Raw genomic sequence first — 8,140 nt, forward strand, 5'->3', positions numbered from 1 at the left:
GCGGCTGATTGCTATCGCTCAATAGCCGGAAAGAAAATGGCCGAGGTTGTCAGGTGTAGCTGACGACCTCGGCCAAATGAGCAGTTCTATTTTTTGCGGCACATCTCGACGTCACATCCTGAGTCTTCAGTTCTGTGTCGATTCCCAAGCGATACCTGCAGTAATCAATAATCCATCCCCGCTCCTCTGCTGTCAGGCGCTCTACTTTCCTGATCTCTCCATCGTTCGCGTGGATGTTGTAGAACTTCATCTGAAACGTCGGATGCTTCTTGATGAAGACAATGGTCTCTATGTCTCCGTCCTCAAGGGCTTCGTAGTAGCCGACGTAGAGCACCGTCGTCACGACGAGGATCGCTGCGATTAGAAGCTTTTTCATTCCAATGGTGCCGGTGGTAGAGGCTGAAGGGTTCTAGCATGAAAGGAGACTGATTGAATGCCAGAAAGAAAATCAGCCCCCAATTTTTGCTGCCAGCCCTGCTCCCACAGATTTCAGCGTCCTACGCAATATCTGTGATCAACATAAATCCCTGTGGGAGCGACGGTGCGCCGATTCGACTTGCTCGCGAATGAAACAAAGGGGACTGATTTATTTTATGGAACTAATCAGTCCCCTTTTTTACGTTTTGGGTGTCAGTTGAAAAGAGTCGGAATAAAGCTCCAGAGATCATCGAGCACGCCGACAACAGATCCTATAGGCCAGTAATCCGGAGTCGGGATGATTGCAGGCAACGTTTCATATCTTTGTCCGGTTTGTGGATACACCGGGCTTGAAGAGGCTCCGTACGACGAACTGGGCTGCTCTTCGTTTGCCATCTGCCCGTGCTGCGGTACGCAGTTTGGCTACGACGACACGACCGCGGCTCATGCTGAATTGCGTAGATCATGGGTCTCCAGCGGGATGCTTTGGTGGAGCGAAGCTCAAGCGTCGCCGAGCGGTTGGGACCCGATAAGGCAACTACAGGCGTTCGAAAAAGACATCCAGGTATGAACCTGACGCCGCCAATGGTCAGGCTTGAGACATTGCTCCCTGGCCAAATAAACGGATGTGACAAGGATGACTATGCTATCGGCTTGCCCTAGCCGAAAAGTCGTCAACCGATGCCGTTTACGGAGCAATGGAGTGCAGGATGAAAATCATCGCTTTTGTAGCTATCTATCTCGCAGGTAGGGTTGCCCTGTTTCCCCTCCTCGACCTCTTTCGTCCGGTAGGCATTTCTCTCGACCAATTCTATTCGGAGTTTCACCTCAGCTCCGGTGTTGACGTAGCGCAACGCCTAAGCCTGAGCTTCATCTACGCAAGCGCGTTTCATCTGGTGTGGTCTGCCTTGTTTTCTGAATCCGCAAAAAGCTGGGTGTACACGACCAACATCATAGACATTTGCTATCTCGCCTTACGGTGTTTGAGTACTTTTTGCATCAGCCTGATGAGCCTCGGACTGGTTGGGAAAAGCACACATAAAGCGCCCTATACGGACTTTCATCAGTATTTTACTTTTCTGGTTATCTGCATGCTCGCGGGCGCTTGGGCGTGGGAGCTCAAGCACTTTTTGATAGGCGTCATTTATTACGCCGCAAGAAAAATCACGAGAACGGCTAAATGAAGGCTCCGATCCTGCTCATCGCCTTTTGTTGCACGGGTACAAGCGTCGCGTTCGCTGATGGCTCGCAAGCGGCAAACGACAAATACGGGCCAGCAGGCATCGCCGTCGGTGAGCGCCTGGTGACGGCCAGATCCAAATTGATCAAACAAGGATGGAAGCCAACCCGGATGCACACCCGCGATGGCTATGAATACAGTGGCGTCGAGCGGGAGCTGGCTGCACGCAATTTCCTGCAACTCGATACCTGCTCTTTTGATAGCTCGCGCTGCATCCTGTTCTATTCAAAGAAAGACGCCTGCTTGCGCGTTGACACCATGGGTGAGCGGCTCAAAGACATGACGGTTACGCAATGGACCGATGAATGTCCGGATGCGCCTTCAGCGCCAAATCGCGGAGACGCGGGTTAAGAAACCAAGGGGACTGAATGAAATAATTCAGTCCCCTTTCTCTAAGAGCGGGTTTGCTCGCGAAGGCTCCAGAATTGACACCCGTTTAATCAGCAGGTGATCCCGAGGTCTGCTTCACCGGCAATTGCAAATTATCCAACGCCCGATTCACCGCCAACTCTCCGAGCATGATCAACTGCGCAATGCCCACCAACGCCCGACGCTGCGAAGCCGGCACCAGACTGGCGATGTTTTGGGCAATGGTTTGGGCCGAAGCGAGTGTTTCACTGGCATCAATCAGCAGTTCTTCGTTTTTGTTGTCCGCCGTCACGGCATACATCCCGCGGGTTCTGCGTGGAGGCGGCGTGGAGCCGGGCGGACAGAGGTAATGGTCGAGCGCGCGGTCGGCGGCTTCGTGCAGTTTTCTGGAATCGATGGATTCGTAGGGCGAAACCGAGTCGGTTTCGGGCGGGTTGGGTGTTGGTTTGATCATGGTGAAGCTCCATTTTTATACCTGGTGGAACCACCAACACCTGTCGCTAAACAAGTAAGGGTGGCAGCTGTGCGCGGGTTAGCGAACCGAGAGGTATAAGACCCGGCAGACCCGAAGATCTCCCACGCACAGCCACCATATCGTCATCGCAAATGTCTGCGACAAACGGGAGCGTCGTTGAACTTATACCTGGTCGGGTCGCTAAACCCGGTCGCTGGGTTGCCAGCGACACGTAGACGATAAAGACCAGGTACAAAGCGCACAAGCCGGCGGATTCTGGCGTAGCTGTAGGCAACGGCGCAAGGGTGTGTAGCCTGAGAGAGTGTCTGGAGATGTCTTTTTAAACGTTGGTGTTTATTGAGGCCTTACAGCGGCACCCCCATGAGATGTGGAGGCCGGCCAGATGATTCTCAGATTTATTTTTGGAAATTTATCAGTCCCATTTTTCCCAACTGGTTCCTAACTGGTGCCCGTTGACTTTGCTACAACTGGCGGAGGCGACTGTCACAGGTTGAAACACAGCAAGGGCAGACGGTCACGGAGCGACCTTTAGCCTATAGCCCCGTCAGCTCCTATGTAATTCAACTATAAGAAATATCAATTTTATGGTTCCAATGTGGCGCCTCTAAAAAGCCTGTACTACCTTGTGTAAAGCTTGACTTCAATTAAATACCACGCTCAGTTTAAAAAACAGAAAAAACTTAACGCAACGCAAATGGAGTTGTTCATGCGCCTACACGAAGTTGATATAAAAAATTTCCGCAAACTTAAAGACTGCAAAATAAAGTTTAGGGACACTACCTTTCTTATAGGCCCTAACAATGCTGGAAAATCTAGTGTTTTTGCAGCCCTAGACTATTTGCACAAAACTGGCGACGTCGCACTTGATGATTATTCTAAAACGTTCATCCCTGAAACGGAGGACTATCGTCGGGAAACTGAAATCGAAATTATCGCAGAGTACAGAAACCTCCCAAATGATTCAGAAACCTGGCTCGGATTCAAAGGAAGAGTCATATCCCACGAGGAACCACTTCACGGAGAAACGAACAAAAAAATAGTCTACAAGAAAGTCTGGAGCATAGAGTACGCAAAGCCTAAAGTTTTTCTAATGGAGTATCCTCGCACCGTAAATTTACGTTATGCCGAGTGCAGAAAAGTGGAAGATCTTATTGGAGATGATTTCACTGAAGTTTTTCTTCGCGAGCACTTTGGGGAAGCGAATTTAAGTAAAGCTTTGACCCATGCAAGCGTAAAAAATCTTTTGACAGATTTGCCCAACTACTGGGACACAGACACTGCCCAGGAACCTATCTGGGTGGAAAATCCGGGAGGTATTCCTGGTAACGTACTATCAAAACTTCCTAAAATTGTAATCATCCCTGCAGAGTCATGTATTACCCAGCTCACTCACCCAACTGGAGCTCTTTTCAAAACTCTAGGAGAGTTGTTTGATACAGTGCGCCAAGGCTCCGACAATTACAGCCAAGCCCAAGTATTTTTAACCGAGCTCGCAAAAGAGTTAAACCCTAACGATAGCGAGACGGATTTCGGCAGGCTTATAACCGACCTCAATAGCATGACTCACAGTCTTTTTCCAGAATCATCCATACATCTTAGCGCCTCTCTAGACCAACCAGAAAAAGCAATAAAACCTCAATTCAACATTGAAATGAAAAGCAATGTAAGAACTACAGTCGCATATCAAGGGCATGGAATGATACGTGCGACAGCCTTCCAATTGTTGCGATATGTACAAGGTTTCGTAAATCGTCGAACTGAGTCACCGAGAGCAACAATCTTCTGTTTTGAAGAGCCTGAGATATATCTGCATCCTGCCGCTGCCAATCAGATGCGGGATGTACTTTATGAATTGGCCGGAGTGAACTTTCAAATTGTAGCCACAACACACTCTCCGTTTATGATTAATTTAGGTTCTGAAAAAAGCATGAGCCTAACAAAATTCTCATTTGCAAATGATGAATTTACAATATGCAGCTCTTTCAATCTGGAGCGTGCATTTGAAGAGTTGATTGAAGACGAAAAGCAAAATCTAAAAATGCTTTTAAAAACAGACGATTATATCTCACGCATGTTTTTTACAAAAAAATGCATTTTTGTTGAAGGGGACACTGAGGAGGTAATAATTCGAGAAACAGTCAAAAGGCTTGGGGCGAATGATAAATCTAGATTCATTGGGAATTGCGAAGTTCTTCGTGCTCGTGGTAAACCCGTTTTGATTTCTATCGCGAAGTACATGAATGCGCTTGGCATGAATTACATCATTATGCACGATAGAGACGCAAATACGCCCGGAGCAGTGATCATGAATGAGCCAATTTTAGCTGCCTGTGGAGAACATCGAAGAATAATGTTAGAAGATTGTGTCGAGGATGTTGTTGGATATGCAGCCCCCTCAACTGAAAAACCATTTAAAGCCTATAAATACATCCAAGAAAATTGGCCTGCGGAGTTTTCCGACTTGCCTGAGCGCTGGCGAAATATTTTTATTGACTTAGCCGCGCCTTACCTTAATCACTTGCGCCAAGCTTAGATTGCTCTAATTGTCACTTCCAATTGGCAATGATTACAACATATCTAACTAGCAGGGCCCCACTGACGACTTCTGATTTACGCCAACGTACTTGGGAGGGTATTTTTATCTACCATTGATTATTTATAGTACGTAGGCATCTCCAGGAGCTCACAGCACTGCGGAAAGCTTCGGAGGTTCATATATTCAATCGCCCCCCACCTTAATCCGGTTCGGGGGCTTTTCTTGGGCGCGTGGAGAACATACGACCGTTCGACCCAGAGCAGATAATCGACGAAGACAGAGCCATAATCGATCAGCCTACCTAGGATGGTCCGTCCCCTATAAAGAAAAACACGTTGGAGAAGCTCATCGGATGTGTAAACGGGCAGGCTTAAACGCACTGCTGCATGGGCAAGGCCCAGACGCTGACGTTGCTAACCTGCTTGTGCTTCCTCCTAGTTGGTGATCAGGCAGTAGTTTATTAAAATTTCTCACGACAATTAACAACTCTAAAGCAGAACTTCAACACACCTGTCCAACACTTCTTCATTGTCAATAATCACAATATTCAACCGCTTCCGGGCACGCGTTATATTTTGAAATAGCATTTTAGACGCATGATAATACGCCGTTCCCTTGTAGCTCAGTTCGCCATTTGCATCGTAATAGAAAAACCGATCAATCGTAATAGCTACATTGTCAAACTCCTGACCAATCACCTGGTGCGAAGTTTTATTTGGTTGCACAAAATACTCGGCGTGATGCTCCTTATTATACTGAGAAGGAGTAAACCTGATCACCTCCCACCCTGCAACACCCAACCCGGAAAGATAAAATCTAGCGTCCTCCAAGCTTTTGAAATAGCTCACTTCAATATTGCTTTTACTCGACAGGGCAATCTTTCTTGAATTATTAAATAAAGCCTTAATGAAATTAGCTATCTCTTTGTTTGTACGAATTTTTTCTGACAACTTATAAGTAATCAGCCCTTTTACGGAGCATATTTTACCATCCAAATCCGCATTCACTTCCGAATGTGACAAAGTTTGCATTTTGTCGTAAGAAAAAATACACACACCAGATGAAGCAGTAATTTTTGTGACAATATCATTAAGCTGCCACTCAATTAGGCGCTGCGCCTCATCAACGATGACTAGGTCATAGTCATCCAAATTGTAGCGGCGGTAGTACTTAATGGGAATGATAGTCCAACCACTCCCGTTTAATTCGAGCTGCCCTGCATTCAAATACCCGCAGTGTATGAGAAGGATTTTTTTTGCATTTCTTATGAGCTGCTTTGCAATATCATATACAAGCAAGGTTTTTCCTGTACCCGCGCTCCCAACCACACTAAAAAACCTTACAGCTTTAGGAACAGGCAAACTCTGTAAAATCAGTTTTTTGATTTCTTCTTGCTGATGAGTCAAAAAATACTCATTATTTAAAAACTTGCGAGTGGAGTTGAATGGAGAAACTAGATAATCTGAAGGTTCGAATAGATCATCAACCACCTCAGACCGATTGACCTCTTGTTGACCTATAAGATTCCTCAGTTCAACAAGCCCTACCCTTATAAGGACTTCATTGTCGTGAAGGTAGTACAAAGCGGCCACATCCGATACATATGAAAAAGCATGCACCTGCCTTCCCGTACCAGCCAAATAATATTTATTCCTAATAAGCTGGTCTCTTATTTTTTCTTCCGAGCATGTGCTTTTCAGCTCGATATTGACGATGAATTTCGTTCCAAACCTCAGCAAGTCAAATTCTTTACCTATCTGAGGTATCTTATAGCCAACATAAAAAGTATCAAATATGCTTACACTGCATGGCAAAGCATAAAGCGCCTTCAAAAGATTCTTCAGGTCAGTTATTTCGGCATTCCTTATCCTTATGCCATGAAGATTCAAAAGACTATCAAAGCTTGATGATGCCAACGACTCACTTGCCTGAACCAACGACATGAGATTGATATGTTTCACGCTATGCCCCTATCCAATTCCCTGAAAACATTCTGTCCAGTATCTAGGAATATCTCTTCACTACCCCAGCCTAATACTTGCCCAGCATAGTCGCTTTTCTGGTTGAAGAGCGTTCCTTATAGGAGATTTTTCAAAAGTCCGCCAGCACGAGTATTTTGAATTCCACTATTTTCAGCCTTTAAAGCATCGAAGGGGACAGCATCAAAGGAGACAAAATTATTTTCGGACATCCGTCCCCATTCGCCCCCGAGATGACTCTATGAGATATACGACTCCCACTGCACCCCCCGCATAACTAAGCGCCCTGTAACTTTAGACAACAGTGCAAGCAGGCGTGCAAGGCCAACGGCAGGATCATTGAACGCAAGGTAAGTATTTGAGCCACTCACACCAAACAAAATACCTTCATTCTTCACAAGAATTCCCTTTGTTAAATCAAAGTAAACATCTGGCTGACGCGGCTCTTGCAGCGCTACCAAGGTTTGCTCAATGCTCTCTAAAGGAGATCCGCCATACGTTAGAATAACGTTCAATATTCGGTTATAAGGCCAATCCAAGTCACCCAACTGCACACCTTCAAGCGTACTTGGAGAAAGTGCTTTAACGCTCTCAATATTGAGAAATATAGCCTCAAGGACAGATGGCGTTATATCTGTTTTAATCTCGAAAGTTGCAACGGCTCCTTCTTGAAATATGAGGTCATGGCCGCTAGCAAACGGGAGCCTAGGCATGGACTTCAACATCAGAACAATATCTTGTTGTTTAGAACGCCTCCCCTCCGAGTCAATGATCACTCCGCTTACGACGCTGGTCATTTCCGGAAGATGTGCAAGAAGGAAGTCTTGAATAAGCCGCTCTCGCGCTGAACCTGCTGTGACAGAGTGCCCCAGCACCTTAGTCATTTCGTAATGAGCATTTAAAGCTTTTACAGCCCCATGACAGTATTCAACTAATGGCTTCACTGACTTGCTCCCTGCAAGGAAATAGTTTTCGGGATTGTCTACTAATCGGTAGACAGCTGCAAAGAAACTAAACCCAATACAACTTTATGGCTCCGCTGACCGGAAGTGATCATTCACCCAATTAGATCATGGCCTCGTGAGGCTCGGCATCTCCACCCCCTCCCCCAACCTCTCCACCCC

General features: G+C 46.4%; 8 protein-coding genes. 4 read left to right on the top strand and 4 right to left on the bottom strand.

Annotated elements, in window-relative coordinates; translation table 11 throughout:
* Positions 1-49: 49 nt before the first annotated feature.
* Positions 50-376, bottom strand: coding sequence for a hypothetical protein (locus CAF87_RS06795; RefSeq protein WP_371850977.1), 327 nt, complete (start codon positions 374-376; stop codon positions 50-52).
* Between the two features lie 339 nt (positions 377-715).
* Between CAF87_RS06795 and CAF87_RS06800 the strand changes: the two genes are divergently transcribed.
* The 3 genes from CAF87_RS06800 to CAF87_RS06810 all read left to right on the top strand — a co-directional run bounded on the left by CAF87_RS06800 (position 716) and on the right by CAF87_RS06810 (position 2,008).
* Complete coding sequence (locus tag CAF87_RS06800) at positions 716-988, top strand: hypothetical protein (protein WP_085730687.1); 273 nt, start codon at positions 716-718, stop codon at positions 986-988.
* 139 nt (positions 989-1,127) lie between these two features.
* On the top strand, positions 1,128-1,601 hold the full coding sequence (locus tag CAF87_RS06805; RefSeq protein ID WP_085730686.1) for a hypothetical protein: 474 nt from the start codon (positions 1,128-1,130) through the stop codon (positions 1,599-1,601).
* Positions 1,598-2,008 (top strand): hypothetical protein, encoded by a 411-nt coding sequence (locus CAF87_RS06810; RefSeq protein ID WP_085730685.1) that lies wholly within the window; start codon positions 1,598-1,600, stop codon positions 2,006-2,008. The genes CAF87_RS06805 and CAF87_RS06810 overlap by 4 nt, the downstream gene beginning before the upstream one ends.
* 85 nt (positions 2,009-2,093) lie before the next feature.
* Here CAF87_RS06810 and CAF87_RS06815 read toward each other — a convergent pair whose 3' ends face one another.
* A complete protein-coding gene (locus CAF87_RS06815; protein WP_085730684.1) occupies positions 2,094-2,480 on the bottom strand; it encodes a DUF6124 family protein in 387 nt (128 codons plus the stop codon).
* Between the two features lie 727 nt (positions 2,481-3,207).
* Here CAF87_RS06815 and CAF87_RS06820 point away from each other — a divergent pair.
* Complete coding sequence (locus CAF87_RS06820; RefSeq protein ID WP_085730683.1) at positions 3,208-5,034, top strand: ATP-dependent endonuclease; 1,827 nt, start codon at positions 3,208-3,210, stop codon at positions 5,032-5,034.
* A 491-nt stretch (positions 5,035-5,525) separates the two neighbouring features.
* Here the strand turns inward: CAF87_RS06820 and CAF87_RS06825 are convergent, their stop codons facing one another.
* Positions 5,526-6,998, bottom strand: a complete 1,473-nt coding sequence (locus tag CAF87_RS06825) for an ATP-binding protein (protein ID WP_139831700.1) — start codon at positions 6,996-6,998, stop codon at positions 5,526-5,528.
* 257 nt (positions 6,999-7,255) lie between these two features.
* Positions 7,256-7,960, bottom strand: a complete 705-nt coding sequence (locus tag CAF87_RS06830; RefSeq protein WP_139831699.1) for a DUF6602 domain-containing protein — start codon at positions 7,958-7,960, stop codon at positions 7,256-7,258.
* Positions 7,961-8,140: the final 180 nt, after the last annotated feature.

The sequence above is a fragment of the Pseudomonas sp. R38(2017) genome (assembly GCF_002112395.1).
In the GTDB taxonomy this organism is placed as follows: domain Bacteria; phylum Pseudomonadota; class Gammaproteobacteria; order Pseudomonadales; family Pseudomonadaceae; genus Aquipseudomonas.

Bases quoted from the DNA above. Each gene is read 5' to 3' on its own strand.
- CAF87_RS06795 (WP_371850977.1), bottom strand. From the start codon at position 376: ATGAAAAAGCTTCTAATCGCAGCGATCCTCGTCGTGACGACGGTGCTC.
- CAF87_RS06800 (WP_085730687.1), top strand. From the start codon at position 716: ATGATTGCAGGCAACGTTTCATATCTTTGTCCGGTTTGTGGATACACC.
- CAF87_RS06805 (WP_085730686.1), top strand. From the start codon at position 1,128: ATGAAAATCATCGCTTTTGTAGCTATCTATCTCGCAGGTAGGGTTGCC.
- CAF87_RS06810 (WP_085730685.1), top strand. From the start codon at position 1,598: ATGAAGGCTCCGATCCTGCTCATCGCCTTTTGTTGCACGGGTACAAGC.
- CAF87_RS06815 (WP_085730684.1), bottom strand. From the start codon at position 2,480: ATGATCAAACCAACACCCAACCCGCCCGAAACCGACTCGGTTTCGCCC.
- CAF87_RS06820 (WP_085730683.1), top strand. From the start codon at position 3,208: ATGCGCCTACACGAAGTTGATATAAAAAATTTCCGCAAACTTAAAGAC.